A 25750-nucleotide genomic window follows, 5' to 3' on the forward strand; every position below is an offset into this window, starting at 1 on the left:
AAATCATCAAGGAGGATTTGCTTAATTAACAGGAATTTCCCTGAATTAAATCATCTATACTTCCATTTTCTTGTAATCAATATTTAGCTATTCTGTTCCCCTCTTTTCGGATTGAAAAGAAAAATATTCATCAATACAATTAGACCGGAAATCATTGCACTGACAAATCCAACATTCATCAGGTATGGAGATCTGTCTATAAACAGGAATGCAATCAAACTGATAACGAGTAAGCCCAGTAGCACCCACTTGGAAAACAGCCTTCTTTGAATAAAACGATTGTTCAGATCAAGCAGGTAAACATGCGTTGCCGCAAGTAAAAACAACATGTTCAATTTCCATATTTGCCCGATCTCCACAAGAGAAAGTAAAAAGAATACTAAGCAGATTATTTGTACTCCCAGGAGTGAAATGTTTATCACGCGGAATGTTTTGGAACTTATTTTACTCACTGTCAATACCTGGAAAAACAAGAACAGGAAACTGATAAAGAAAGGAAGGACTTTCGTTAGTCTCCAGGAGAATTCGCTCCAGCCTAAAAACAGAAGGATCAAGAGTGCCAGGAACACCCAAGCAAGCAATGCGGGCCATTTAGCTCTCATGTGTTGGTTTTATATATTTTACTGCAAATACGCAAACGTCGTCTACCTGGTCTACATCGTGTTTCCAGGCGTCAAAAGTTTGCTGAATCTCTTTATACTGATCTTCCATATCCATTTGGTAGATGGTCGAAAGTAACACCTTAAAAGGTCTTGATTTAAATTTCTTTAGCCGCTCTCCGCCGAATTGATCCACATATCCATCTGTGTACAAGTAGACACAGTCGCCGTGTTCCAATTGGAATTCCTGGTTGCTGAACGGTTTTGCATCAATGAACTGACCGATCGGCTGTTTGTTCGGTTTCAACTCAATGATCTCTCCGTTGCGGATAATGACACACTCATTGTTTGCCCCCGAGAATTTCAGAATTCCGGTTTGCTGATCGATGGAACACAAGGCAATATCCATCCCGTCTTTCACATCGGATTGACCTTCTGCCCTGAATGCGTCAATTACAATTTCACGCAATTTATCGAGGATGTCATTCGGTTCCGTAAGTTTAAATTCATTGATTGCACGAAGTAAACCGTTGTTGCCGACAATACTTACCAAGGCTCCAGGAACACCATGTCCGGTACAGTCTACAGCAGAGAAAATAACTTTCCCCTGAACTTCTCTTGCCCAGTAGAAGTCACCGGAAACGATGTCTTTTGGACGGTAGAATACAAAGTGTTGTCTGAAAAGTTCATTCAAACGGGAAGTAGTGGGAAGGATAGTAGATTGAATGCGTTTCGCATAATGGATACTGTCTAAAATATCCATTGTTTTCAAGGTGATCTCTTCTTTCTGAATTTCCAGCTGGTGATTTTGCTCGGCAATTTCTTTGGTTCTTTCCTGAACGATTTCTTCCAGTCGCTGGTTTTGTCTCTTTACACGCTGCGTAGAAAGCTGAACTACGAAGTAAATCAGGAAGATCAGTAAAATAATGTAGAAAATGAATGCCCAAACTGTTCGGTACCAAGGAGGTAATACGACGATCTCATAAGTTAATATTTCACTTTCAATCCCGTATGCCGATTTTGCTTTCACTTTAAAAGTATATGTTCCTTCAGGGATCTTTTCAAAATTGGCAAAGTTGAGCGGAGACCATTGAGACCATTGATCACTGAATCCCTCCAGTTTATAGCTGAATGTTGTTGGTCCGAGACAAGAAAATGAATTGGCATGGAAGATGAGTTTGAAGGAGTTTTCAGAATAACTCAGTCCTTCTGTTTTTTTGCTTCTGGAGACATCGTAAAGGAAGCTTTTTCCATTCACTTCAAAGCGGTCGATCTGGACTTTGAACGGATTCCTGTTTTTGCGGATAGCATCCAGGTTCAAAATAAACAAGCCGTCATTTGCACCGATCCAAACCTCGTTTGCCAAAGGATTCTTTTCAACTGCGAATACCAATCCGGCATTCTTTAAACCGGTAAGTGGCCAGGCCGTCCATTCCCATTCCGAACCGCGCTTGTCGAACCAGCCGAAAATATTTTCAAATTTCCCGTCTTTTTTATCCTGGTAAACAACCACCCAAAGTTGCTCGTTATTGACATTGATAATACGGTGTATGGTGTTTTTGTAATTTTTTGTTTTAAAGACTTTTGCCGGTTCGAAAGGATCGATCTTCCCGGAGCCTTCATTGTAAACAAACATCCCGTTTGCGGTTCCGACAAAGAGCTGGCCTTTGAATTCCTCTACATAAAAGTTATTGTTCTGGTCTTCTTTGCTTAGACTCGGAATGGTAACCGTTTTGAATTTTTTGGTTTTCAGATCATAAATACCTACTCCTTTAGAACGGATACTGAAGAAAACTTTATTGTGCAGGTAAGCTAAGCTAACCGTTTCACCTCCGGCATCTCCGACCAGTTCTTCGTATTCCCACTTTCCATTCGGAAGCAGGTTTAATTTTGCGAGTCCGCCTTCCAGGGTTAAGTAAATGGAATTGGGATCCTTTGGATTTTTCTCAAAAGCAATGGCATATTGGTAGGATGCTGAAACGTGTTTCCCGGAAGAAGTATTTAAATCAAAGACACCATTGTAACCGATGACCATGGATTTATTACCGTTTCTTGTTTTGAGCGTTTCGATATCAAAAATAATCTCATTGAGCGATCCGAATGGCATGAGTTTGTTGCCGGATTCTGACTTCTTGGGAGACATGATTCCATTGTGCGTCCCGATTAAAGGAATACCTGAATTAAAGTCAATGGTTTCAATCTGTGAAGTAACGCCTTCGTTCTTTCGGAAGTAGGAAAGGGGAGAGCCTGTTTCAATAAACTGGATTCCATTTCCCAGACAGAGCCAAATATTGAAATCGTTGTCGAAGAACGACTGGTTGACCGTTAAGTTTGCCAGGTCATCTTCCAGATTGTATTCGCGGATTATTTTTCCGGAAAGGTCGCCGATAATCAAACCATTGTTTTCGGTACTGACCAACAGGTAATTTCCTGATTTGGTAACCGTATTCACGAAATATTTGCTGAGACAAGGGAATTTTGATCGGGGAACCGAGTCCCATTGCTGTTTGTTCGTTACGGAATTACTGACGCTGAATACTTTACTTCGCGCATCAACGATGTACCAAATATTGTCAATCTGGAAACTTCCGCGGATATTTTTAATGTGGACAGAAAGCGGAAGTTTAAGTTCTTTCAATTTTGAGTTCACCACATCATAATAGAGGTAGTTTTCACGGCGTGATTTGAATTCTGCTTTTGTCTGATAGGTAAGTAAAACGCCATTTAAAATGCGGCAGGAAGTTTTACATTCCAGTTCTTCAAACGCCGGAGGTACATTTAATTTCAAGGCTTTACCGTTTTTTAAAACATAAAGTCCTTTTTCCGCTACGAATAGAATGGAGTTGTCTCCTAATTCAAAAATGTTCCAAACCTGCCCGATATTGTTTTTGAGTCCACCGTAAAAAACAGGATAGTAAACCAACTGGCCTTTGCTTGAATAATCCAGGTAACCGAAGTTATTGTCGCGCCCAACATACACACGGTCATCAGAAGCCAGGTATAATTTGGAAACATACGTTTGGGTACAGCTTTCACCGATTGGTTTTTCTGTTTTTTCAGAATCTGTCTTGATCTTCGACCATTCAATCCCATTGAAGGAAAGGATATCCTGTCTGTTTCCGAAAAGTACATTTCCATTGGCTGATTGCAGTCCGGTCCAGATCTGACCTGCGCTGCCGTATTCATTGATCGAGAAATGTTTGGTATTGATCCGTCCTTGCAAAGTAATGTTCTGTGCAGGGGAAATCACCGCAAAATGAACAGTAAATAGGATTAATAGAAGTACCAGTTTGTTTTTCAACATCTCTTGCCGTTATACGTCACGAATATATAAATAAAAAAACACCTGAAGAGTATTTTTCTTCAGGTGTTTGACTCACTAATTGAAGTGAAATATCAGTAGTTCTTTCCATCGGCCTTTTCATCTTTTTAGATGAAGCCTCAGTCTTCAGAAGCTTAGCTTCTTCTTCTGCTTTTTTCTGTTGCGCAAACCAGATTCCATAAGGCTCTTGCTCCCACATTCGCATCCCAGTCGCCGGTATTTCCAGGGGAAACTTCATTGAGATCAAAACCAATGATCTTCCGACCCGATTCAATCAACTGGAAGAAAAGGTAATTGATCTGTTCCAGTTCAAATCCTCCTACTACAGGAGTTCCTGTGTTCGGACAAAGTGAAGGATTAAGGCCGTCAATATCGAAGGAAATATAAACACGATCCGGTAATTCGTTGATGATCATCGCAACCTGTTCTTTCCATGTTTGACCTTCAAATTGTCCTTTTTTCAAATCCCAGTCATAAAATGTCTTTACTCTCGGATCTGACTCTGAAAGCTGCACTTCCGAATGAGCAATATCACGAATCCCAACCTGAACCAGTTTTTGAAGGTTGTTGCAGGATTGAAGCACGTTGTACATAATGCTCGCATGAGATTGATTGAATCCTTCGTATGCTTCTCTAAGATCTGCGTGCGCGTCAACCTGAAGAATTCCAAAGGCTTGCCCCTGATCATTTAAAGCTTCCATTAAACCCAACGGCGTACTGTGTTCACCGCCGAGAACCGCTACGATTTTATTTTCAGCAAGTAATTTGCCTGCGCGCTCTTTCAGGTTACTTCTCAAAAGATCGGAAGTAGCATTTACTTTTTCAAGCACTTCAAGGAAGGGACTATTCTCTTCCAATTCACCGCCTTCTTCCAAAAAAGCAATGTACTGAATGGTATCAATACACATCTGATCGTTGATCTGCTTCATATCTTCCGAAATGGGAGTCATGAAAACCTGTGTGTTCCACGCCTCCGGTAATTGCGGATGATAAAAATCCAACTGGGTGCTGGCATCTAAAATCGCTTTCGGACCGTCGCTAGTACCTTTCCCATAAGAAGCTGTCGCATCCCAGGGAACAGGAATAATAACGATATCTGCATTTTCTTCCGCTACCGGGAATCCGAAAATATTTCCATTCGCAATCCCAACTCCATTCGGATCAAATTTCTTTGAATTATCCATTAATCAGACTTTTCACGAAATTAGGTAATGCGAAACTTGCTTTATGAATATCTGAATTGTAGTATCTCAATCCTTTTGCATTCACGAATTGCTCAATTTCAGCATCTTTTGAAATGGTTTTCGGCTGAGCACTTCCTTTTAACCCGTATTGGAAACTCCACATTCCTGTCGGATATGTTGGAACAAAGAATAAGGAAACAGGAGCGTTTTCTTTTCCGAAAATATGCTGAAGTGTGATATTCAATTCTGTAAATGCCTGCTCGTTGAATTTTGGAGACTCACCTTGGGCAACCAGGATTCCCCCCGGTTTCAGAATGCGGTGGCAGTTTCTGTAGAATTCCACAGAGAAAAGTCCTTCTGCCGGTCCTACAGGATCCGATCCGTCAATGATCACCAAATCAAACTCTTCGTTTGCAGCTGCTTTTGCAAAAGCAATTCCGTCGCCCACGATCAGGTTCAATTTCGGATGGTCAAATGAAGCTGCAATAGTTGGCAAGTGCTCTTTACACGCTTTAATTACTTCCCCGTCGATTTCAACCATGGTTACTTTTTCCACACCGTCATGGCGTAAAAATTCACGAACGGTTCCACCGTCGCCACCACCGATCACCAGAATGTTTTTCGCATTTCCGTGTGTGAACATAGCAGGGTGGGAGATCATTTCATGATAATGGAACTCATCGTTCTCAGTAGTCATGAACATATCATCCAAAGTCAGTAACTTACCGTATTTCGGAGATTCCAGGATGCGTACACGCTGGAATGGAGACTGTACATCAAAGAAAACTTCTCCGGTGTAGCGCAAAGACAAAGCCTGGTTGTCATCCTTATCCGTAAACCACACGTTGCGTGTATACATTTCCGGATTCGACCATTCACCGGCTTTCTGACGCATCGAAGAAATATCGAAGTCATTTCTTGTTAATAACTGAACCGCTCCACGCTTCATTTCCAAAGCGGAATAGTTCTTGGCACCAAAACATTCTTTCAGGTAATCAAACGAAATCCAGGCATCCATTTCCCCGCAAGTGAACAGGTCCACTGCAGCATAACCGTATTCCGGCCATGTATGAATCGCCAAATGGCTTTCTTGAATTACCACAACACCAGAGACTCCATAGGGAGAAAAGTGGTGGAATGTAGAATTAATCACAGTTGCACCTGCTTTCAAGGCCGCGTCTACCATGTCGCGCTCGATCGAAGATACATCATTCATAATGTGCGGATCGCACCCCATAAACTCCACAAGAATATGGTTCCCCAATGCATTACTCATTAGCTATTCAGTATAAATTATAAAAACGAGCGCAAAGTTACTGGTTTTAGATGGTTTAGAATCGAATTATGTGAAAAAATAATGATTAGATAATAATTCCGAATTCCGAATGCTGAATTCCTAATTGGGGATGTCAGTTGAAAGACCGAATTGAGAAGACCGAATTATCAGTTTAATTTCAGGAAAAACAGTGTGTTAGCTATAAATTAAATGAAATACAAAAGCAAAGAGGAGCCTGTTAATTCGGAATTGATTTAAGCCAATCTTCTATTTGTCGGATGACAAGCTCTTTTTTCTCCAAATGCGGATGATGACCACAAGCCGGAATGATCTTGCCAATTCGGTTTTCTTTATTTAAGATGATGGAATTCACTTGTTCTTCGGTTCCGTATTGATCATCCTTCCCCTGGAGGGCCAAAACAGGAACCGGAATTGATTTAATCTCCTCGCGGATATCCCACTTTTTAAAACCAGGTGCCAGCCAGGTATCAGCCCAGGCATAAAATAAGGACTGAGTTTTATCGTCGTGAATTTTGTAAAGCCCGTCCAGTTTTCCGGCTCTAAATGCTTCAATTGCCGGATGGATTCCTTCTAGAGTTTCCTCTTCCACGAAGGTATGTGCGGCCATCGTTATAATTGCCTGAATGTTTTTCGGGTTTCTTGCAGTCATTATTAAGGCAATGCTGCCACCGTCGCTGTGACCCACCAAAATGGTTTTTTGAGTTGGATTCAGTACTTCTCTTAAAACTTCCCGGGTTTCATCTGCATACTGATGGAGGTAGGTTATGTCGCGTTCGCCTGTCAGGGGACCGGATTTCCCATGTCCGCTACGTTCAATAACAATTCCGGGAAGATTTAGTGAATGACAAAGTTCCGAAGGAAAGCTTTTCCATTGAATGATGCTTCCGAGGGCTTCGTGAAGAAAGACCAAAACAGGTCTGGAATCATTCATGAATGCCTGATTGATCCATTGAATGTTGATTTCCCTGTTATTTATGCGAATGATTTTTTCCATTTATTTGACGAATTGCGAAAGGATATTAGATGTTAATACGAGAGACGAAAGAGACTCCAATGTTTGTTGGATATTATACACTTTTGAGAAAAGTGTTTAGATATTAGGGTTTAAGACTTTATTCTTCAAACCGGCTAGCGATTGCTCCAAAAAGCCAGTAAAACCGCGTGTTAAATCCATAACATTTTCATACTATATCCGTACTTGATCCATACTTAACCTATACTTGATCCAGAAGTGATGGAAATTGGCATCGTTTGACAGGTAATTTGACTATACATTACTGAGAAACGAATTTCGTTCGGGGCTGTCAACAAAAAAGGGAAATCTTTCGACTTCCCTTTGATCTATATCGTATTCGAATCAGTTTTTTACGCGCTCTACGTAAACTCCTGTTCTTGTGTCAACTTTGATGATTTCTCCCATATCAATGAATAAAGGAACTTTCACTTCAGCACCCGTTGCAATTGTTGCAGCTTTCATGGAGTTCGTTGCAGTATCGCCTTTAATTCCAGGCTCTGTATAAGTTACTTCGGAAATCAAGTACATTGGCAATTCAACTACCAAAGGAACTTCGTCGTTTGCATCATACAAAATATTACAAACCATTCCTTCTAATAAGAAAGCCGGTCTTTCGATCATTTTTGCGGGGATCGTAACTTGCTCAAAAGTTTCGTTATTCATGAAAATGAAATCGTTCTCTTCTTTATACAAATATTGATATTCGCGGTTTTCAACACGGACGATATCAATTTTGTGTCCTGCAGAGAAAGTATTGTCAATCACTTTACCTGTTTCGATGATTCGCATTTTGGTACGTACGAAAGCCGGACCTTTTCCAGGTTTAACGTGTTGGAATTCAATAATCTGACTGATCTTGTCATTGAATTTGATACATAATCCGTTTCGAATATCTGCTGTGGTTGCCATACTTCTTTTTTATTGTTTTCGGGCGCAAATATAACTAAATTATCATCTCAAAAACGATTAAAAATTAACGTTTCATTAGACATTTGGCTAGGATAGCTCAATTAATTCGATTACTTTTGTTGTCATTATGACAGTTTTGCCTTTATTTCTCAGTGATGTTGGCGGTTCGGAGATCGTCCTGATCTTGCTGGTTATATTAATGTTTTTCGGATCGAAAAGCATTCCGGGTATTGCCCGTACAATGGGTAAAACGATGCATCAGATCAGACAGGCTTCCCAGGATGTTCAAAATGAGATAAAAAAATCAACGGGGGATATAAAGACGGATTTCGATCTTCAGAAAATGGTTCGTGAAACAACCGATATTATTGAAAAACCGCTCATTGAGGAATCTATGAAAATGGATCAGATCATTCAAACCCCAACCCAATTTTCAAAACCTTTTGGAATGGCTCATCATTCTTCAGCTGTTCCTGCTTCAGATGCAAGTCCGGCTTTGGATCAGCCGATAGAAGAACCCAACAAAGATTTAGCGCAGGAATAATAAGTCACTTCGACTACGATCTTTATATTTATAATCAAACGATTTCTTAACGTTGACTGAATGCTTGCGTTAAAGCTATAGCATAGGCGCAGCGGAGTCGAAGGTGACGTTAACGTTAACTGGTCATTTGGAACACCAAGTCCTGATATACATGAGAATTTCCTTTGTGGATGTATTCAATTTCTTCAGCTCCGCCAAAGGCAAGGATAGGAGTGAAGGTAAAGACTTCGTGTTTTTCCAGTTTTCCGTTTTGAGTAATAGCCTCTTTAAAGAGATCTTCACGAAGCCACATCTTCCGTTCCACTACATTGGTTATGAAATCATCCAGGAAATCGTCCATACTCCAAACCAATGTTTCGATTTTCCGGTACTGGATATCAATCATACAAACGTCTTCCTCTTCTTCTGTCAGTTTCCGGTAGTAGAACAATTCTCCGAATCCGCTGATTGCAAATGGAACGTAATTGGGAACTTCTCTTCCGAGCCAGGTCCACAGGTTGTGTTCAAAGTCTGCCGGATCTACGAATTCAATTAATCCGTCGTTGTATTTTCCGAAACCGCTTGTTTTCCAGATCTCAATCAGTGATTCCGGAACTTTGTTTTCATAACGTTTCAGAGTTCCTTCCGGCGCAGGTGAACAGTCAGCATCCGGTTGATAATGGGATTTGAAATTTTCAAGCATATTTTTAATAATTACGAATTATGTCCCGATAGCTATCAGGATACGAATTACGAATTTTGAGCTTTCAATTCTAGTCTTCATTCCGGTAGGTGTTCTCTTTTAATTTGAAATCTTTGCGTATTTCAGGATGTGAAATTTCCCCGCCTGAATTTCCAACTTCTTTGGCAAAATAAGCTGCAATAACTCCTACAATAAGTACAACGACAGAAGCGGGCATTGCCATTGATTTTTTCCGGAACTCCAGGAATAAGGTAATGATTGAAAGCGCCAGAATTCCCCACATAACGGGCATTAATTCTTCGGCATGTTCTTCGTGGATGTGGATCAATGTTTCCGTTTCCTCACCGTTTTCCAAGGTTTTCTGAATAGCATCAGGGCAATCAAGAGAAATGGTTTTTTGTTCTGTAGCTTCTTCCACAAAATGTTCTGCTCCTTCACCGGTTGCATCGGAAATTTGAGCTGTTATTCCTGCAATGACAAATAATAATAAGCCAACTCTTCTTGTGACAGAAGATTTTGCAAGGATTCCGATAAGAAGAACTATAATTCCCAGGATCAGACCAATTATCGGGAAGTGATTAATAATTAAATGTGAGTGTGCTGCGTTCATATGAGGTTTAATTTGCTTCGAAAATACAAGAATTTAATAGAATCGGAAATGGAATTCTGTTGAAAATTAAGGGGCAGTGCTACTCATTTAAAAGAGAAGCAAGTTTTTCACCTGCTAATGAGCCGATTGCAACTCCCATTCCTCCGAGCCGCACACCAACTGCGGTATTCGAATTGATTTTTTCAATGATCGGGCCTTTTTCATTTCCGACTCCCATCGTCCCGGACCAGCGGTAATCGATCGTGAAATCCCGGTTTGGAAGGATTTTTTCTTTCAGAAGTTCTTCCAAAGCATCCTGGATCAATTTACTTTGACTTAATTCGAAGGTGTTTTCTGTCTTGAAGTCCAGGTTTCTTCCTCCTCCAAGTAAAATGCGGTTTCCGATATTTCTGAAATAGTAATATCCTTTATCCAGGTGAAATGTTCCCTTGGCTTGCAGATCAGGTATTTCGGAAGTTACGATTACCTGCGCCCTTGCAGGTTCTACGTCCAGTTCGGGCAATAATTTTTTAGCGAAGCCATTAATGGTAATTCCCAGCTTTTTTGATCTGATCTCACCGTAATTGGTTTCAATAAGCACTTCATTTTGGTCCGGATGAAAATCGGTTACTTCAATTCCGTTTAAGACAATGATCCCGTTTTTTGCCAGGTCACGCTGGGTTGCCAGTAACAATTTACCGGTATCGATCGCACCTTCCAGACGATTAAAATATCCACCTTCAAATCCTTTAAAACCAAATTTTGCATTCACATTTTTTTCGAACGAGTAACAATCCTTTTTGCCAGTTATAAACTCAATCTGATGATTCAGGTATGCCAGTTTTGAACCGTAAAACATCAATTCATCTTCATCCATAATCAAGTCATAAGACCCGCAATTTTCGTAGTTCAGTTCAGAAACGGGAAAGCGCTGAAGTAAGCGTTCCAGGCCTTCAAACCGGAGTTTTACAGTATTCCATACACGCTCTTCAGGAGTGTTTTTCAAATCGTCTAAAAGTTCCGTAACACTACCGAAACAGGCGAATCCCGCGTTTTTTGTACTTGCACCAAGGGGCAGGTAACTGCGTTCCAGAATTACAATTTTTGCATCCGGATTTTTCCTTCGAAGTTCCAGTGCACAAGCCGAGCCCACAATTCCGCTTCCAACTATCAGGAAATCAATTTCTTCCAAAAGAGTAACCTTTTCCCAAAAACTGAGTTGTTTAAATTGAATCATAGCAGCGAAAATGAACTTTTTTTACCGATATTTGTATGAATAAATTGAACTAATTTAAACCAAAATTAATTTCGGTTGTACTACGACTAGAATAAACTAAAAACATGAGAGTGAAACTCCTTATTTTAATTTCCTTTTTCTTTCTGACCAACCTGGTTTTTGGGCAGGCTAAAGTACCATTTGAAGTTCGGACATTAAACAAAGCTACCGGTAAAAAAGAACCGGGAGTTGTTGTGAAAGTGTATGAAGGCGGCTCGGCAACCCAAACTCTTACAAGCGACGGTTCCGGTTCGGTTATTCTTCAGCTTGATCCGAAGAAAAAATACAAGGTTGAAGTTTCGAAAGGCGGAAAGGTTACCCGGTATTTCAATGTGGATCTGAAAAATGTAGATCCTGAACTGACACAAGGAACAAAAATGCCCGCAGGAAGTGTTAATATGTCTTTATTTGACCAGGTTCAGGGAGTAGACTATTCCTACGTAACCGGAAATCCGGCGACTGAATTTTACTATGATCCAAGTGTTTCTTCGGATGAAATCGTTTATGATGAAGTACTGGCTAACAAGATGATCGCTAAGGTTGAGAAAATTTTAAAGGATGCAGAAGGAGCTCAAAAACAGGGCGAAGCAAACTATAATTCGATCATCAAACAAGCAGATGCTTTATTTACAGCAAAGAAATACGAAGAAGCTCTGGCTCAATATGAGACTGCTACAAAAATCAAAGGAAAAGAATCGGAAAAACATCCGAATGACCGTATCGTTGAGATTGACGGTATCCTGAAAGCTGCTAAATCAGCCAACCTTGCAAATTCCCAATTGGATAGCGAGTACAAAGCATTGATCGCATCGGCTGATGGATTGAGAGATCAGAAGAAGTACGAAGAAGCAATCAAACGATACAACGAAGCCCTGGGAAAAAAACAGGAGCAATATCCGAAAGACGAGATTGAAAAATGTGAGGCTGCTATTGAAGCTGCTAAAAATGAAGCGGCGAATGCTGAAAAATACAATGCAGCTATGAAAGCCGGTGACGGATTCTATACTCAAAAGAGCTGGATGGCTGCCCGGGATGAATACAAAAAAGCTTTGAAAATCAAACCTGGAGATGCCGCTGCAACTGCAAAGCTGACTGATTTGGACGGGAAATTAAACGCACAGAAATCAGAACAGGAGAAAAAACAAAAATACAACGATGCTGTTGCTGCCGGAGATGCACTTCTTGCGGAGGAAAAGTGGGCGGATGCGAAAGTGAAGTATACAGAATCATTAACTTTTGAACCTGCTGCAACTTATCCGAAAGAGAAAATTAAAGAAGCGGATGCTAAACTGGCTGAAATTGCCAAAGCAAATGCACTGAAGGAACAGATCACAAAATTACTTGCAGAAGGGAATACAGCTCTTACTGCGAAACAATATCCTGGGGCTAAAGCAAAATTCGAACAGGTTTTAACATTGGAAGCTGAAAATGCGGAAGCTAAAACAAAATTGGCTGAAATTGAAAAGCAATTGGAATTTGAAAAAGCGAATGCTGAAAAAATAGCAAAGGCAAAACAATTGGTTACCGAAGGCGATGCTTTGGATAAAACCATGAAGTATGCGGATGCGAAAGGGAAATACGAGCAATCTATTGCCCTGATCCCGGATGCAGCTGTTCAGGCTAAAATTGATGCAGTAAATGCCAAGATCCTTGCAGAAGGTAAGAAAGCGGAACAGAAAGCAAAATTCGACCAGGCAATCCTGGATGGTGATGCTGCGCTGGCAACATCCAATTTCGAAGTTGCAAAGAAGAAATACGAAGAAGCACAATTGTTGGATGCCGTATCACCTCTTCCGAAACAAAAGCTCATAGAACTTGGGAAGAAAGAAGCCCAGGCAAATGCTGAAAAGGATAAAAACCAAAAATACCAGGAAGCATTCAATGCCGGTGTTGCTGCTCTTGGATCAAAAGATTATCCTGCTGCGAAAGAGAAATTTCTCCTGGCAACTACAACTGACAATACAAAAAAAGAAGCTAAGGATAAATTAGCCGAAGTTGAAAAGATCATTGCAGATAATGCCCAGGCAAGTGCTCAGAAGGAAAAGTACGAAGCAGCTGTAAAAGCAGGGAATGATCTTCTGGGGGCAAATAAACTTCCTGAAGCGAAAAAGAAATTTGAAGAAGCTTCCGCTTTGGATCCGGCTCAGGCACTTCCAAAAGATAAGATCAAAGAAATTGACGGTCTTATTGAAAAAGCAGCAAAAGAAAAACAAATTGCTCAATTATTGACAGAGGGTTCGGCTGCATTGGCTAAAAAAGATTTGGGCGGAGCTAAAGCGAAATACCAGCAGGTACTTTCCATGGAACCAACGAATGCAACGGCATCCGAAAAGATGCTGGAGATCTCGAAACTGGAAAACGACCAAGCAAGTGAAGCCCAAAAACAAGTGGCTTTTGATAAGTTGGTGGCAGAAGGAATGGCATTCCAAAACCAAAACAAATATGCAGATGCAAAACAAAAATACCTGCAGGCAAAAGCAATTAAATCTGACGATAACGTTGAGAAAGCGATTGTTTGGTGCGACAAGAAAATAGCAGAGGAGTTAAAAGATGCGGAGTTAAATAAAAAATATAACGCTGTCTTAGCTGAAGCAAAAGAATTGGAAGCGGCTAAAAAATACGACGATGCAATTGTTAAGTACAATGATGCTCTTGCAATTAAAAACGAACAAGAACCGAAAAACCGCATCCAGGCAATCAATGAACTGAAAAATCAAAATGCAGAGCAACAGAAAGTAGAGCAGGATTACCAGGCCGCAATCAAAAAGGGTGATGATTTGGTGTCTGAAAAGAAATATCTTGAAGCAATTAAGTCATACAATGCTGCCTTGGTTTTGAAGCCATACGAGAAACTTCCTGTTGAAAAAGCGGAGAACGCCAAAAAACTTTCCGAACAGGAAACAAGTGACGGTGATCAGGCATACCAGAAAATAATTGATGTCGGGAATAAAGCTTTTGATGAGAAGAACTATGTGAAAGCAAAAGAGATGTTTAACCGGGCTGTCAACTTCAGACCGGCTGATCAATATCCGAAACAAAAATTGCAGAAAATAGAGGAACTTGAAAAAGAAGAGAAACTGGCTCAGGATCAGCAAAACCAATTCACGAAGAAAATGGCTGAAGCTGACGGTTTAGCGAAAGCAAACAAACTGGAAGAAGCAATCAGCACATACAAAGTCGCTAAAACGATTAAACCGGATGACCTGGCTCCTGATCAGCGAATTGCGGAACTTCAGGCATTGATCGCAAACAAAGTGGATCCTGCCGTTGAACAACAGAAATTATATGATGCAGCGATGTCGAGAGGGAACAATGCGGCATTGAGCAAGGACTACAATGGTGCAATTTCCCAGTACGAGGAAGCTTTGAGACATAAAGCAAAAGATCAGACAGCGGTTAATAAGATTGCTGAAATGAGACAGATCCTGGACGATATTGCGAAGGAGAATGCTGCGAATAAAGAACTTCAGTCACTTGTTGCTGCTGCAGATCAGGAATTTAATAACGCGAAGTGGTCAGCTGCGAAAACAGCATACGATAATATTCTGACTAAATATCCTTCAAACTCTTATGCTTACGAACAGTCGAAGAAATGTGAGATCAAACTGAAAGAAGAAAGAGAGGAAGATTTAGACCGCGTTTATAGAAACATTATCAGTGGTGCGGATGATAAATTTGAGAATAAGAATTATACAAAAGCCAAAGAATTGTATGAGCGTGCGGTAACGCAAAGACCTTCTGATCCTTATCCAAAACAGAAACTGAAAGAGATTCAGAATATTCAGAATCCACCGGTTGTCAGTACCACTAAAACGGAACCGAAAACCCAAACATTGGAATTGAAAAGTTTGGGAGAGGAAACAGATAATTCTCTTACTGATGGAGCCAAAAGATTAGAAGCAGCATCAAGGACCAGAAAAGGGAGAATATCCAGAAGAATGACGGATAAACTTCGGGGAACAACTGATCGGAGTGAGGAATTGGCTAATAAGCAAAACAACCAGGCATTACATGCAGACAGTACCTTCGGAGAGATCCGGATCGACAATAGTATTCGCGAAGAGAAAGCATATGGAAAAGTGCAGAACAATGTGGATGAAATGGAGGTCAAAAACAAAACATTGATTAAAAGCTCGGAAGAAAATGTAACGATCAAGGAATTGAACATCGTGAATCAGAAAGAGCAGCTTGAGGCAGCAACGCAGGCTGTAATCCTGACAAACAGTATACTGGACGGTGGAGCTGTCGATAATAATGAGGTGCTTAAAAAATCAACAAACACTTTAGGTGCTGTGAGCACAGAAAAGTCAGAAGAAACCTATTCTGATATTGTTAAAAATGAAGGTGTTTATTCCACTATTAAAATCAACCAGGAGAAGAATTCGATTGATGATTTTGAACAGCGCCTGGCTGAGGAAAAAAAGGTGCGTGAGGCTTCAATCGTTCAGGAAGAACTGGCAGCGGAAAATGGTAAAAGAGCCGATGAGAAAACCGTTGAAACGAAAGTGGTCTTAACCCGGGTTGAGAATAATATCTCTGCAAAAACAACAGAGGATAAAAAGCTTTCCGAAAACAACGATGAGAAACTGAAAGAGATTGAAAAGGTTCAGTCAGAGAACAGGATTGAAAATGAGAAAGCACATGTTGAAAATACCGAGAGGTTTGCAGCCAAAGCTAGCGAGATGGAACGGGTAACTTCAGAAGCATTATCAGACAGAATCGATGCTCACCGGGAGAACACGGAAATCATCGAGAATTCCAGAGATCAAAAAACAGAAATTGACCGTGCGGACTATAACAAAGCATATATCAAGAATATTGAGAATAAAGAAGCGCTTACCGGGAAGGTGAAAGAAATTGAAAAAAGAGAAGAACTTCCTTCAATTGCCGCAGCTGAAAACAAAAAGAACTTCACAGATATTCAAAATGCAAGCACAGAAGCTCAATTGGATCAGCAAAAGGTAAACGATGAGAAGATCGTTGAGAATAAAAGTAAGATCACAAATGCTCAGACACATGTCGAAGACAATGCAGGTCAGAAAGGCCATGCAGCTGGCAATGATGAAATGATTAAAAACTCCACGAAAGAAATGGGAACAACCAACAGAATTCAGTCGGAGAAAAGCGGTGAAAGAACAGTGTCTACTAAAAAGTCAATTGATGAAATTGAATCCAAGCAGCCGGTGAAAACAACAAGTGGTGTATACGATGTTGATTTGTCGAAATATAAAGAAGGCGTAAACCAGGAGCAGTTCGATCAACTGGGGCCAGATGGTTTGGTTTCAGCTGTTGTTACCAGAAGAGTTGTAGTGACAGACGGAAAAGCGAATATTTACATCCGGACTCAGACAATGGATATGCTGACTTTTTCCAAAAACGGACAGCCATGTACGGAATTGGTTTGGCAGCGGGAAACACAGGATGCCAAGTTAAAACGCAATTATTAAAAGATTCTTTAATTATAAACATGCAGGGGCGGATAATTATCCGCCCCTGCATGTTTTAGTGTACATCAATTCCATTAATTTCGTTTTCGAATTAAATTTCCTGATTTTATGAATGTTCATTTTATTGCAATTGGAGGAAGTGCAATGCACAATTTAGCAATTGCCTTGTCACGAAAAGGAGCGAATGTAAGCGGTTCCGATGATGAAATATTTGAACCTTCAAGAACCAGGCTTGAAAAGCAGGGGATTTTGCCGGATACAATCGGGTGGTTTCCTGAAAAAGTAAGTGCTGATTTAGATGCGGTGATTCTGGGAATGCATGCGCGGGAAGATAATCCTGAGCTTTTGAGAGCAAAGGAATTGAATATCCCGATCTATTCGTACCCGGAATATTTATACGAACAAAGCAAAAACAAATACCGGATTGTGATTGGCGGAAGCCATGGTAAAACAACCATCACTTCGATGCTGCTTCATGTAGTCAATGAATTGGGGCTGAATGTAGATTACATGGTTGGAGCGCAGCTGGAAGGATATGATTGCATGGTAAAACTTTCCGAAGAAGCCGAATTTATGATCTTGGAAGGAGATGAATACCTGAGCTCACCAATCGACAGAAGACCGAAGTTTCATCTTTACAAACCAAATACAGCTTTAATCAGCGGGATTGCCTGGGATCACATCAATGTATTCCCGACCTGGGAGAATTATGTGGAGCAATTCCGGAAGTTTTGTGAAGTGATTGAAGCGGATGGAAAGCTGATTTATAATATAGAAGATCCTGCATTGAAAAGCCTGGGAGAGGAATTTGAAAACAAACTGGAAACCATTCCGTATCAAACACCAATTTACCGGACGACGGAAACTGGAACAATCATGAGCTATGAAGGAAAGGAATATGAATTGCTGATCTTTGGAGCTCATAATTTACAGAACCTGGTAGGAGCAATGCGCCTGGCTGAATCCATGAGTATTTCCAATCACGATTTCCTGAATGCGATCAGAACCTTTAAAGGTGCCGGAAAACGTCTTCAAAAGGTAGCGGAAAAGGATTCATTCACAATGTTTAAAGATTTTGCGCATTCACCATCCAAATTGAAAGCCACAACATCCGCAGTCAAAGAACAGTACCCAAACCGGAATGTGGTTGCCTGTATGGAATTACATACTTTTTCTTCCCTGAGAAAAGAGTTTTTGCCGCTTTATGATGGTGCTATGAATGCTGCTGACGAAGCTTTGGTTTATTTCAGTCCGTCTGTGGTTGCTCACAAGAAATTGGAGCCCTTGACAATAGAACAGGTTCAGGCTGCGTTCGGGGGGAAAGTAAAAGTCGTAAACAACACGCAGGAAGTCCTTGATTTTATCAATGAGAAGAACTGGAACAATTCAGTTTTACTGATGATGTCTTCCGGGAACTTTGATGGAATTGACTACGAAAAATTGGGCTCCGAATTAGTACTTGGACTATAAAGTTCTCTGTTTGAACAAAACCCTTCTGAATACAACGGTTAGAATAATAGCATTGATCGTTGAAAGTAACAGCATTCCCAATAAGGAAATAGTCATTGTTGAGGTAGGATTGAAAATGGCTTTTTGATTGGCAATTGCTTTGTCGAATATTTCTTTCCTTGTTAAGGTTTCCATTTCAGGGCTTTTGCGCAGTTCTTTCATCTGTTTTGGGTCATCCAGCATTTTATTTACCTGCTGTTCCGCTACTGCCAATTGTCTTGCGTTGTATGCAGGATCAATCTTAGCATAATAAAGATAAATCAAGCCCGAAACGATAACAGTGTAAATCAATCCACCGCCCAATGTGTTCTTAATATCGCCTAATGCACTGCTTTCGGATCTTACTTCCTGTCTTTTTTCAGCTAAAGTACCAATGGTCATTGCAAGAAGTAAACAAAGGATATTCCACATAACCTGGAATTTTACTTCATTTTCGTTTTGTAAGATTTGAGCATAAAAGAATGTCATCTTTCCAAGAAACCAAATTCCGGCAAAGAGAACTGCGATTTTTAATGATATTCTCATGTTGTATTAAGAATAAAAGTCCCATCGGGGAAGACAGGACTTTACTAATTTATGAATTCATTGATACTAAAAACTCTTCGTTGGAACGGGTGTTCTCCATGTGTCCTTTTACGAACTCCATGGCTTCTACCGGGTTCATATCGGCAATAAACTTGCGCAATAACCAGATTCTTTGCAGGACATCTTTTCCAACCAACAGGTCTTCACGTCTTGTACCTGAAGCAATAATATCGATAGCCGGGTAAATTCTTCTGTTTGAGATCTTACGATCCAACTGAAGTTCCATGTTACCTGTACCTTTAAATTCTTCAAAGATTACTTCATCCATTTTAGAACCTGTTTCTGTCAATGCAGTTGCCAGGATAGATAATGAACCGCCGTTTTCAATTTTACGTGCAGCTCCGAAGAAACGTTTCGGTTTGTGTAAAGCGTTTGCATCCACACCACCGGAAAGTACTTTACCGGAAGCAGGAGAAACGGTGTTATATGCACGGGCCAAACGCGTGATGGAATCGAGTAAGATCACCACATCGTGTCCGCATTCTACCATGCGTTTTGCTTTTTCCAAAACGATATTTGCAACTTTTACGTGGCGATCAGCCGGCTCATCAAATGTAGAAGCAACAACTTCTGCTTTTACACTGCGTGCCATATCTGTTACCTCTTCAGGTCGTTCATCGATCAGTAAAACGATCAGGTAAACTTCCGGGTGATTTGCTGCAATCGCATTTGCAACATCCTTTAACAACATGGTTTTACCTGTTTTAGGCTGTGCTACGATCATTCCACGCTGACCTTTTCCAATCGGGGCAAACAAGTCCATAACACGAGTCGACATGGATTCGTCCTTGTGACCGGTTAATTTGAACTTCTCGTCCGGGAATAGAGGGGTAAGGTATTCAAAAGGAACACGATCGCGAATATAGCTCGGATCTCTTCCGTTGATAGAATCAACTTTTACAAGCGGGAAGAATTTTTCTCCTTCTCTCGGCGGACGGATTGTTCCACGAACAGTATCTCCGGTTTTCAAACCGAATAATTTGATCTGGCTCTGGGAAACGTAAACATCATCCGGAGATGGTAAGTAATTATAATCTGATGAACGCAAAAATCCATAACCATCCTGGATCACTTCAAGAACACCTTCAGCAGTTACAATTCCAACTAAGTTGTATGCTTCTTCATCAATCTTTTCTTCCTGGTTATTTTGGTTTTGAGGACGATTACTCTGATTTCCCTGGTTATTCTGATTGCGCTGATTGTTGTTCGGGCGATCCTGGTTGCCCTGGTTATTCGGATTGTTTTGGTTCCGTTGCTGGTTATTATTCTGACGCTCCTGATTTTGTGTATTATTCTGGGCATTCTGATTTTGAGCAGCGTTCGGAGTATTCTGACCTTGAGGAGCGGAGTTTTGGTTTGGATTATTTTGATTTTCGCCTTGGTTAGTATTGAACCGCTGCTTATTTTGATTCTGATTTTGATTCGGCTGATTTGTCTGAGGTTTTTTATTCAGTAAACGCTCAAAAGGTTTTGGTTTGTCAGCTGTTTTATTTTCCTGAACTACTGCTTCTGCACTAGCTGGTGCTTCTTCAGTTGCAGCAGGAGATTCAGCTTTAACTTCAGCCGGTGTTTCCTCCGATGCAGGAATACGTTTGCGTTTTTCTTTCGGGGGATTTGCTTTTTCTAGTTTCAACTCTTCCGTTTTTGGAGTTTCAGTTGAAAACAAGTCTGTCGCAGGAGCTTCTTCTGTTTTAGGTTCGGCAGCTTTTTTTGCCTTAGGTTTAGCCGGAGCTTTTTCAGTCACAGTAGTAGCAGTACTTGCCGAATTTGCCTGGATATGTTCGATCAATTCGTTTTTCTTGAACGATTCCACTTTCTTAACTCCAAGAGATTTAGCAATTTCCCTTAATTCTGGTAATAACTTACCGTCTAAGTCTTTATTATTCATATAAAATTTTGGACTAGTTGTTTGTATTCGAATGAATACTTGCGAAAAGCAATGTGATTTTAATTACGATGTTGCAATATTACAAATATTCCTCAGACGAGCACCATATATTTACTTTTTTTCAGAAAAAAAACCATTTTGTTTTCACCATTATCCTGTTAAATTTGTGCTCACAGCAAAAACCGGTTTAAAATTCCCGCATGAAAAATAGTAAAACTCTCATTACCCGCATCCTGATCGCTTTGTTTTACGTTGTGCTTATAGCAATTCGAATCAGTACACCGGATGTAGATCCGATGGCTTTAATTGCCCCGGGGACAATGATGGCCGGATGTATCGGAGGCTGGTTTCTTTTTAAAGAACGCAGGAATCTCTTATTCTATATCGGGATTTATCTTGGAGCTGCTGTACTGTTTTATATAGAGCGTTTAGGTGGTTACGGACTTTTTATGGCCGGGCATATTGTGAAGTTCTTATTATTAGGAATGCTGATCGCATATTCCATGCGAAGCAAAAAACTTTCGTTGTGGATCTTTTCATCTATGATCATCGGTGTGGAAATCGGTTTGGACTTCCCGGAAGCTTCACTTGAATTAAAACGTTTCGGCGATATTTTCCTGCGCCTGATCAAAACATTGGTTGCTCCTTTGATCTTTTCAACCCTGGTTGTGGGAATTGCCGGGCACAGTAGTTTGAGACAGGTTGGAAGAATCGGTTTGAAAAGTATCATTTACTTTGAAGTCGTTACAACCTTTGCCTTGTTCCTCGGACTCGCTGCAATTAATATCAGCCAGGCAGGGAAGGGTGTTCAGCAGGTAGAAGTTTCGGAAAAAATGAAAGAGAAATCTTCGGATCTTTTGGCACAATTGGAAAAACCGAAAGATCATTTGGTTGATATCTTCCCTGAGAATTTTGCCAAATCAATTGTAGAGAACCAGGTATTGCAAATAGTTGTGTTCTCATTGATCTTCGCAATTGCTTTGAGCCTGGTGCAAAATCTGAAACACAAAGAAACGATGATCAATTGGATGGAAAGCCTTTCCGAGGTCATGTTCAAGTTCACGGATATTGTCATGTATGTTGCGCCGCTCGCGGTTTTCGGATCTATCGCATATACTGTTGCCAATTCGGGAACGGAAGTTCTCGGCAACCTGATGAAGCTGGTAGCAACACTTTATGTTACACTGATCATTTTTGTATTGGTTGTATTACTTCCGATCGCATTGATGGCCAAAGTACCGATCAAAGCCTTTCTGAAAGCTGTTACGGAACCCATTTCGATTGCCTTCGCAACTGCAAGCAGTGAAGCGGCTTTACCAAAGGCCCTTGAGAATATGGAGAAATTCGGAATCTCCAAGAAGATCGTCGGATTTGTGATTCCTACCGGTTATTCGTTTAACCTCGACGGGACAACACTGTATCTCTCCATGGCAACTGTTTTCGTGGCTCAGATGAGTGGTGTAGACTTGTCAATAGGTCAGCAAATCTCCATCTGTTTGACTTTGATGCTTACGAGTAAAGGAGTAGCAGGAGTGAGGGGAGCCTCATTTGTTATTTTAACGACAACTTTAATGGATTACAAGCATCTTGGTATCAGCGTTGAAAAAGCCGGAATTATTCTTGGAATAGATGCTTTAATGGATATGGCACGCACTTCGGTGAATGTTCTTGGAAATTGTTTGGCATCCGCAGTGATAGCAAAAAGCGAGGGGGAATTATTAGTCGCAAAAAACGACGAATAATAGATCTTATCCGTCGTTTCTTAATTTTTCCTTTGGTTAAGTTCTATTGATGCGCTTTACAACCGTGGAATTGCATTTTTAAATCTTCGGCCGAAGCCGTTTGACCGCTTGTTTCTTCTTCGGCGATATAGTCCTTAGAGGAAAGCGAAGAAACTCCCTGGTCATGCACTTCCGATTCAGTAGAACAGGATTGTAACCCGTTAATAATGAATAGTGTGAAGCAAAATATTGTTAACCTCATAATCATGTAACGAATATAAGCGACTTACAATTCCTACAAAAGATAAATTGTATTTATTGCTGCTTTCGTCGGGTAAAATGCTGCTTTCGTCGATTAATAAAACTCACTTAAAGAGATGCTTTAAAACCTACTTCAACTTATGCTTTAAGTGTATTCCCGTATAATTATTTTTCACTTTAACCAGGTCTTCCGGCGTACCGGTAAATTCAATATTCCCCCCGTTAATACCGCCTTCAGGACCAATGTCAATGATCCAGTCTGCTGCTTTGATCACGTCCATATTGTGCTCTATCACAATAATGGAATGTCCGTCATCCACTAAGCGATTAAATGCGATCAGTAGTTTTTCAATATCGAAGAAATGAAGCCCGGTTGTCGGTTCATCGAAAATAAACAGAGTCTTATTGCTTTTTTGAGCTCCCTTAATTAGGAAGGAAGCCAGTTTTACACGTTGAGCTTCACCGCCGCTTAACGAACTGCTGGATTGTCCCATTTGTAAATAACCCAAACCGACATCTTCCAGTGGCTGGATCTTTTGAATGATCTTCTCTTCCAGCTTGTCTTTGCTTTCTTTGAAAAAGGCCAGGGCAGAAGAGATATCCATGTTCAGGATGTCAGAAATATTCTTGTCCCGGTAGTGAACTTCCAGTGCTTCCTGGCGGTAACGGCTGCCACCACAGGCTTCGCAAAGCAAATGAACATCGGCCATGAACTGCATACTGACCGTTACAACTCCTTCTCCCTCACACATTTCACAGCGTCCGCCTTCCACGTTGAATGAAAAGAATCCCGGTTTATACCCGTTGTGCTTTGCCGCATTTTGCCGTGCAAACAGTTCCCGGATATCGTCGAATGCTTTTACATAGGTAACCGGATTACTTCTTGAAGATTTCCCGATCGGGTTTTGATCGATCAGTTCGATTTCCGCGATGGACGACAAATCTCCTTCAATGCGTTTTACATTTCCCTGGTGATCTCCGTATTGACCTAAGTATTTGCGAATCCCCGGATAGAGAATTTCTTTGACCAATGTAGATTTACCCGAACCGCTTACCCCGGTAACTGCAACGATCCGGTTCAAAGGAAAGTCTACCGAAACATTTTTCAGGTTATGTTCTTTCCCACCGATCACAGAAATTTTGTTGTTCCCGCTCCTGCGCTTCTTTGGAACCGGAATTTCCCGTACCCCGGTTAAATATTGTGTTGTGAGACTTGTATCGTTCTTCTTAAGCGCATCGAATTTCCCCTGGAAAACGACTTCACCGCCAAACTTTCCGGCTGCCGGACCAATGTCGATGATCTCATCAGCATGAAGCATCATATCTTCCTCGTGTTCAACTACGATCACCGTGTTCCCGATATCGCGTAATTTCTTCAAAACTCCGATCAGTCGTTCGGTATCTCTCGGATGTAAGCCGATACTTGGTTCATCCAGAATATACATGGAACCTACCAAACTGCTTCCCAGTGAAGTTGCTAAGTTGATGCGCTGCGATTCTCCTCCCGAAAGGGTGTTTGCAGCCCGGTTCAATGTTAAATAACCCAATCCTACCTCGCATAAGAAAGAAAGGCGCTGTGTAATTTCGGGAAGAATGCGGTTGGTGATCTTCAGTTCTAAAGGATCAACTTCCAGCTTTTCGAAGAAGGTTAAAGCATTTTCGATGGGCATTAAAACCAATTCCTTGATACTGATTCCGCCGACTTTCACGTAGTTTGCGTCTTCTCTTAGACGTGTTCCGTGACATTCCGGACAAAGGGTTTTCCCCCTGTATCGCGACAATAGGACGCGGTATTGAATTTTATAGGATTGACTTTCAACAAATTTGAAGAAGCCGTTGATACCTGCGAAATGAGAATTTCCATTCCAAAGAACGGCTACTTGCTCTTCGGTCAATTCTTCTACGGGGCGGTGGATAGGGAAATCGAATTTCCGTGCATTTTTAACCAGCTCCTGCAGGTATTCGCCCATCACTTCGCCTTTCCAGGGAACAACAGCACCTTCGTATACGCTTAAGCTTGGGTCAGGAATCACCAGATTCGGATCAACGCCGATAATGGAACCGTAACCTTCACAGGTTTTACAAGCTCCGAATGGATTATTAAAGGTAAAGAGGTGAGGAGATGGCTCCACGAAGGTCATATTATCCAGTTCAAAGCGATTGGAAAATGCGCGTTCCTCCATACTTCCCATTTGGATCACGGAACAATCTCCATGACCTTCCATAAAAGCCAATTGAATGGAATCACCCAATCTTCCTGAAAAATCATTGTCCATGGCTTGCGTCACGATCCTATCGACTACAATCTGGATCGAATCCGAAAGTGAAAGGTCATTTGGCTTCAGGTCTTCTAACTGCTTTAGTTCATGATTGTGCAGAATACGCACATACCCTTGTTCTTTGAGCAGTTTCAATGTCTTTTCAATACCATATTTTTCCAGTGAAGGAAAAGGGGCAGCAATAAGAATACGGAGATCATTCTCCAGGGTCGCAATGTAATTGATGACATCCGTTACCGAATCTTTCTTCACTTCATTTCCCGAAACAGGGGAGAAGGTTTTCCCGATCCGGGCGAACAATATTTTGAGGTAATCGTAAATCTCGGTCGTCGTACCAACTGTTGATCGCGGATTATTGGTGATGACCTTTTGCTGGATTGCAATGGCAGGAGCAATTCCCTTAATGAAATCCGTTTCCGGTTTATCCAGTTTTCCTAAGAACTGGCGGGCATAGGACGATAAACTTTCAATATAACGTCTTTGTCCTTCTGCGTAAAGCGTGTCAAAAGCAAGGGAAGACTTCCCGGAACCAGACAGCCCGGTGATCACGGTAAACTTGCCATGTTCTATTTTGACTTCTAAATTTTTTAAGTTATTGACGCGGGCGCCTTTGATGTGAATATATCTTTCGGACATAGTACAA

Annotated in this window: 16 protein-coding genes; 4 read left to right on the forward strand and 12 right to left on the reverse strand. The window is 41.0% G+C overall.

What is annotated here, in order from left to right:
• Nucleotides 1–83: 83 nt before the first annotated feature.
• The 6 genes from K0S23_RS02170 to efp form a co-directional block, all read right to left on the reverse strand.
• Nucleotides 84–602, reverse strand: coding sequence for a hypothetical protein (locus K0S23_RS02170; protein WP_300353619.1), 519 nt, complete (start codon nt 600–602; stop codon nt 84–86).
• Nucleotides 592–3903 (reverse strand): SpoIIE family protein phosphatase, encoded by a 3312-nt coding sequence (locus K0S23_RS02175; RefSeq protein ID WP_300353622.1) that lies wholly within the window; start codon nt 3901–3903, stop codon nt 592–594. The genes K0S23_RS02170 and K0S23_RS02175 overlap by 11 nt, the downstream gene beginning before the upstream one ends.
• Nucleotides 3904–4055: 152 nt before the next feature.
• Nucleotides 4056–5105: an agmatinase family protein gene (locus K0S23_RS02180; RefSeq protein WP_300353625.1), complete on the reverse strand. Its 1050-nt coding sequence runs from the start codon at nt 5103–5105 to the stop codon at nt 4056–4058.
• Nucleotides 5098–6381: a polyamine aminopropyltransferase gene (gene speE, locus K0S23_RS02185; RefSeq protein WP_300353627.1), complete on the reverse strand. Its 1284-nt coding sequence runs from the start codon at nt 6379–6381 to the stop codon at nt 5098–5100. Before speE ends, K0S23_RS02180 begins: the two co-directional genes overlap by 8 nt.
• A gap of 238 nt (nt 6382–6619) precedes the next feature.
• Nucleotides 6620–7396, reverse strand: coding sequence for an alpha/beta hydrolase (locus tag K0S23_RS02190; protein WP_300353629.1), 777 nt, complete (start codon nt 7394–7396; stop codon nt 6620–6622).
• 363 nt (nt 7397–7759) lie between these two features.
• Complete coding sequence (gene efp / locus K0S23_RS02195; RefSeq protein WP_300353631.1) at nt 7760–8326, reverse strand: elongation factor P; 567 nt, start codon at nt 8324–8326, stop codon at nt 7760–7762.
• Between the two features lie 127 nt (nt 8327–8453).
• On the opposite strand from efp, the gene K0S23_RS02200 reads away from it, so the two are divergent.
• Nucleotides 8454–8870 carry a twin-arginine translocase TatA/TatE family subunit gene (locus K0S23_RS02200; RefSeq protein WP_300353633.1) on the forward strand — a complete coding sequence of 139 codons (417 nt, stop codon included), beginning with the start codon at nt 8454–8456 and terminating at the stop codon, nt 8868–8870.
• Between the two features lie 115 nt (nt 8871–8985).
• Here K0S23_RS02200 and K0S23_RS02205 read toward each other — a convergent pair whose 3' ends face one another.
• The 3 genes from K0S23_RS02205 to K0S23_RS02215 all read right to left on the reverse strand — a co-directional run bounded on the left by K0S23_RS02205 (nt 8986) and on the right by K0S23_RS02215 (nt 11378).
• Nucleotides 8986–9552: a T6SS immunity protein Tdi1 domain-containing protein gene (locus K0S23_RS02205; RefSeq protein WP_300353635.1), complete on the reverse strand. Its 567-nt coding sequence runs from the start codon at nt 9550–9552 to the stop codon at nt 8986–8988.
• Between the two features lie 70 nt (nt 9553–9622).
• Nucleotides 9623–10162 (reverse strand): hypothetical protein, encoded by a 540-nt coding sequence (locus K0S23_RS02210; RefSeq protein WP_300353637.1) that lies wholly within the window; start codon nt 10160–10162, stop codon nt 9623–9625.
• Nucleotides 10163–10241: 79 nt separating this feature from the next.
• Entirely contained in the window at nt 10242–11378 is a 1137-nt protein-coding gene (locus K0S23_RS02215; RefSeq protein ID WP_300353639.1) for an FAD-dependent oxidoreductase, read from the reverse strand.
• Nucleotides 11379–11482: 104 nt separating this feature from the next.
• Here K0S23_RS02215 and K0S23_RS02220 point away from each other — a divergent pair, with 104 nt between their 5' ends.
• Together K0S23_RS02220 and K0S23_RS02225 are read left to right on the forward strand one after the other, a co-directional pair.
• Nucleotides 11483–16864, forward strand: coding sequence for a hypothetical protein (locus tag K0S23_RS02220; protein WP_300353641.1), 5382 nt, complete (start codon nt 11483–11485; stop codon nt 16862–16864).
• Between the two features lie 108 nt (nt 16865–16972).
• Entirely contained in the window at nt 16973–18334 is a 1362-nt protein-coding gene (locus K0S23_RS02225) for a Mur ligase family protein (RefSeq protein ID WP_300353643.1), read from the forward strand.
• On the opposite strand, the gene K0S23_RS02230 is transcribed toward K0S23_RS02225, so the two are convergent.
• Together K0S23_RS02230 and rho are read right to left on the reverse strand one after the other, a co-directional pair.
• A complete protein-coding gene (locus K0S23_RS02230; RefSeq protein WP_300353645.1) occupies nt 18329–18898 on the reverse strand; it encodes a DUF4199 domain-containing protein in 570 nt (189 codons plus the stop codon). The genes K0S23_RS02225 and K0S23_RS02230 overlap by 6 nt on opposite strands.
• 49 nt (nt 18899–18947) lie before the next feature.
• Nucleotides 18948–20846 (reverse strand): transcription termination factor Rho, encoded by a 1899-nt coding sequence (rho, locus tag K0S23_RS02235; RefSeq protein WP_300353647.1) that lies wholly within the window; start codon nt 20844–20846, stop codon nt 18948–18950.
• A gap of 200 nt (nt 20847–21046) precedes the next feature.
• Between rho and K0S23_RS02240 the strand changes: the two genes are divergently transcribed.
• Complete coding sequence (locus tag K0S23_RS02240) at nt 21047–22588, forward strand: cation:dicarboxylase symporter family transporter (RefSeq protein ID WP_300353649.1); 1542 nt, start codon at nt 21047–21049, stop codon at nt 22586–22588.
• 368 nt (nt 22589–22956) lie between these two features.
• Here K0S23_RS02240 and uvrA read toward each other — a convergent pair whose 3' ends face one another.
• Nucleotides 22957–25743, reverse strand: a complete 2787-nt coding sequence (gene uvrA, locus K0S23_RS02245; protein WP_300353651.1) for an excinuclease ABC subunit UvrA — start codon at nt 25741–25743, stop codon at nt 22957–22959.
• Nucleotides 25744–25750 lie beyond the last annotated feature (7 nt).

The sequence above is a fragment of the Fluviicola sp. genome (genome assembly GCF_029266855.1).
Lineage (GTDB): Bacteria > Bacteroidota > Bacteroidia > Flavobacteriales_D > Crocinitomicaceae > Fluviicola.

Bases quoted from the DNA above. Each gene is read 5' to 3' on its own strand.
- K0S23_RS02215 (WP_300353639.1), bottom strand. From the start codon at position 11,378: ATGATTCAATTTAAACAACTCAGTTTTTGGGAAAAGGTTACTCTTTTG.
- K0S23_RS02170 (WP_300353619.1), bottom strand. From the start codon at position 602: ATGAGAGCTAAATGGCCCGCATTGCTTGCTTGGGTGTTCCTGGCACTC.
- K0S23_RS02180 (WP_300353625.1), bottom strand. From the start codon at position 5,105: ATGGATAATTCAAAGAAATTTGATCCGAATGGAGTTGGGATTGCGAAT.
- uvrA (WP_300353651.1), bottom strand. From the start codon at position 25,743: ATGTCCGAAAGATATATTCACATCAAAGGCGCCCGCGTCAATAACTTA.
- K0S23_RS02220 (WP_300353641.1), top strand. From the start codon at position 11,483: ATGAGAGTGAAACTCCTTATTTTAATTTCCTTTTTCTTTCTGACCAAC.
- K0S23_RS02225 (WP_300353643.1), top strand. From the start codon at position 16,973: ATGAATGTTCATTTTATTGCAATTGGAGGAAGTGCAATGCACAATTTA.
- K0S23_RS02190 (WP_300353629.1), bottom strand. From the start codon at position 7,396: ATGGAAAAAATCATTCGCATAAATAACAGGGAAATCAACATTCAATGG.
- K0S23_RS02240 (WP_300353649.1), top strand. From the start codon at position 21,047: ATGAAAAATAGTAAAACTCTCATTACCCGCATCCTGATCGCTTTGTTT.
- K0S23_RS02230 (WP_300353645.1), bottom strand. From the start codon at position 18,898: ATGAGAATATCATTAAAAATCGCAGTTCTCTTTGCCGGAATTTGGTTT.
- efp (WP_300353631.1), bottom strand. From the start codon at position 8,326: ATGGCAACCACAGCAGATATTCGAAACGGATTATGTATCAAATTCAAT.
- K0S23_RS02175 (WP_300353622.1), bottom strand. From the start codon at position 3,903: ATGTTGAAAAACAAACTGGTACTTCTATTAATCCTATTTACTGTTCAT.
- K0S23_RS02205 (WP_300353635.1), bottom strand. From the start codon at position 9,552: ATGCTTGAAAATTTCAAATCCCATTATCAACCGGATGCTGACTGTTCA.
- rho (WP_300353647.1), bottom strand. From the start codon at position 20,846: ATGAATAATAAAGACTTAGACGGTAAGTTATTACCAGAATTAAGGGAA.
- K0S23_RS02210 (WP_300353637.1), bottom strand. From the start codon at position 10,162: ATGAACGCAGCACACTCACATTTAATTATTAATCACTTCCCGATAATT.
- K0S23_RS02200 (WP_300353633.1), top strand. From the start codon at position 8,454: ATGACAGTTTTGCCTTTATTTCTCAGTGATGTTGGCGGTTCGGAGATC.
- speE (WP_300353627.1), bottom strand. From the start codon at position 6,381: ATGAGTAATGCATTGGGGAACCATATTCTTGTGGAGTTTATGGGGTGC.